The organism is Ilyobacter sp., assembly GCF_041583315.1.
GTDB lineage: Bacteria > Fusobacteriota > Fusobacteriia > Fusobacteriales > Fusobacteriaceae > Ilyobacter.
The window spans coordinates 1-2,281 of the sequence record NZ_JBFHGC010000471.1 but is presented as its reverse complement, the minus strand read 5'-3'; the positions used below and the strand labels follow the sequence as shown (position 1 = coordinate 2,281).

The 2,281-nt window shown below is 38.8% G+C and carries 3 protein-coding genes; 2 read left to right on the top strand and 1 reads right to left on the bottom strand.

All coding sequences use genetic code 11. From position 1 onward, the window contains the following. Positions 1-264, bottom strand: a 264-nt coding sequence (locus ABZA26_RS13065; RefSeq protein ID WP_372714945.1) for a pyrroline-5-carboxylate reductase family protein, incomplete at its 3' end; no start/stop codon positions are given. Positions 265-509: 245 nt separating this feature from the next. Here ABZA26_RS13065 and ABZA26_RS13060 point away from each other — a divergent pair. Both ABZA26_RS13060 and ABZA26_RS13055 read left to right on the top strand, forming a co-directional pair. Further along, positions 510-1,880, top strand: a complete 1,371-nt coding sequence (locus tag ABZA26_RS13060) for an alkaline phosphatase (protein WP_372714944.1) — start codon at positions 510-512, stop codon at positions 1,878-1,880. 12 nt (positions 1,881-1,892) lie between these two features. Beyond that, positions 1,893-2,281 (top strand): hypothetical protein (locus tag ABZA26_RS13055; RefSeq protein WP_372714943.1); only part of this gene is annotated, 389 nt, incomplete at its 3' end.

Sequence of the window (2,281 nt, the reverse complement as noted above, 5' to 3'; positions counted from 1 at the left end):
GTCTATGAGATTCTTGATATCCTCAAGAACCACAGGATAAATATTTGGTTTTACTGCTAGTATGAAGATGTCGGTGTTTTTTACTACCTCTTTTCCGTCAGTAGTAGTGTTTACACCATATTTTTCTGAAAGTTCCTCTAATCTGTCAGTACTCAGTTCAGACACCCAGATATTTTCCCCTTTGAGAAGACCAGATGATAAGATACCACCCAAGATGGCCTCGCCCATGTTTCCGCAACCTATGAATCCTATTTTTTTATTCAATGTAAATGCCCCCTTTATTATTAAAGTAAATATGTCTCTTTTTATCCAAACAAGTGAGTCAAGATAAAAAATCTATATATTCTTAGATTATATACTATTTAGAAATAAAATAAAACATCAGTATAAACTTTAACCAGTTTATGTTTACTCTAATTTTACCCTACGTTAATATAGATACAACATTTAAGGTGTATACTATTTTCGTAACGAACAAAGAAATAAATTTAAAGGGGGAAAACAAAAAAATGAAAAAGAAAATAACTGGGCTGTTCTTGTATCTTTTGGTAACGGTGCTGACTTATTCTGCACCGAAGTATGTATTTATGTTTATCGGTGACGGTATGGCTTCTTCACAGAGGCAGATGGCAGAATACTATGTACAGGAAACAACAGGGGACAAGGACTATAGCTTGCTTATAAACAGGCTTCCGGTAGCAGGTATAAACACTACGCATTCTATGGACAGCCTGGTAACTGATTCGGCAGCAGCAGGGACGGCTCTTGCCACTGGATACAAGACTAACAACGGTATGATATCGGTTCTTTCAGACGGTAAAAAGCTTGACTCAATAGTTGATGCTGCAGAAAAGAGCGGTATGAAAACAGGACTCATATCAACTACTAGACTGACACATGCCACACCTGCGGTTTTTGCATCAAATAATGTAAGCAGAGACAACGAAAGTGAGATTGCAGAGGATTTCCTTGAGAGCAATGTAGACTTTTTTGCAGGCGGAGGTTACAGGTACTTTATTTCACAGGATAAAAAAGGATCTAAGAGAAAAGATGACAGGGATATCGCCGGGGAGTTCCACAAACTAGGTTACAATGTCTTTATAGGGGAAGATTCGAGTGATGAATTTATGAACCTAAAAGCTAGTAAAGACCAAAAAGTTTTTGCAGCATTTACAAAGTCTCACATGCCCTACGAGGTTGACAGGGTAAACTCGGGATCAAAGGTTCCTTCTCTTGCTGATATGACAGAAAAGGGGATAGAGGTACTGAGCAAAAACAAGAAAGGTTTCTTTATGATGGTAGAGGCAGGAAGAATAGATCACGCCGCCCATGCCAACGATGCAGCCTCAGTTATAAATGATACTCTTGCCTTTAATAAGGCAGTAGAAAAGGCTTATGATTTCTATCAAAAGCACCCTAAGGACACTCTTATCCTTGTAGTTGGAGACCATGAAACTGGAGGATTGGGAATGGGGTACGGTAAAAATTACTTCTTAAACCTTAAATCTCTGGAAAATGTAAAAATTTCAGTAGAAGATACACTTCAGAAAGTTTACAAGGGCAACAGAGAAGCTTATTTCAATTTTATCGGAGAGAAGATGGGGCTTAACAACCTTACAGAAAAAGAGAAGAGCCTTATAGAGAAATCTATGAATTTAGAAGATTCTGGAGTAGACGTAGGTAAAACTTACGGAGGATATACTCCGACGGCTATAGCAGTGGCACATGTTATGGATATGAGAGCAAATGTTATGTTTACAACTTTTGCACACTCGGCTACTCAGATACCGCTGTCTGCAATAGGTGAAAAAGCAGAAATCTTCCAGGGGTTCAAGGACAATACTGAGATAGGAAGAATTTTGATGGATATAGTAGATTAGGGGGGAATTAAATTGAAGAAAAAATCAGCACTTTTACTGTTACTGGTTTCATTTATAATAATGATATCCTACATAGGCAGTCTTTCTATGAGGAAAGACAACGAAATTGTTGGAGAAGTGCTGAGGATTGATAATTCGAAGCTTGTAAAAAGAGGTGTAGGAACTGTGGGGGAGCAGAGGCTTACCCTGAAAATAATAGGCGGAGAAGACAAGGGGAAAACTATAGAGGCAATGAACAGACTAAATGGTGACAGGGAGTATGATGAATATTACTCTGTAGGTGACAGGATAGTGGCAGGAGTGCTAAGGGAAAACGGCAGGATAATAAGGGCTAGGGCACTGACCACCTACAGGTTCGGATATCTGACTGCTCTTTTCTCAGTCTTTGCAGGTTCGCTGAT

Excerpts from the sequence above, each read along its gene's own strand:
- ABZA26_RS13060 (WP_372714944.1), top strand. The coding sequence starts at position 510 with ATGAAAAAGAAAATAACTGGGCTGTTCTTGTATCTTTTGGTAACGGTG.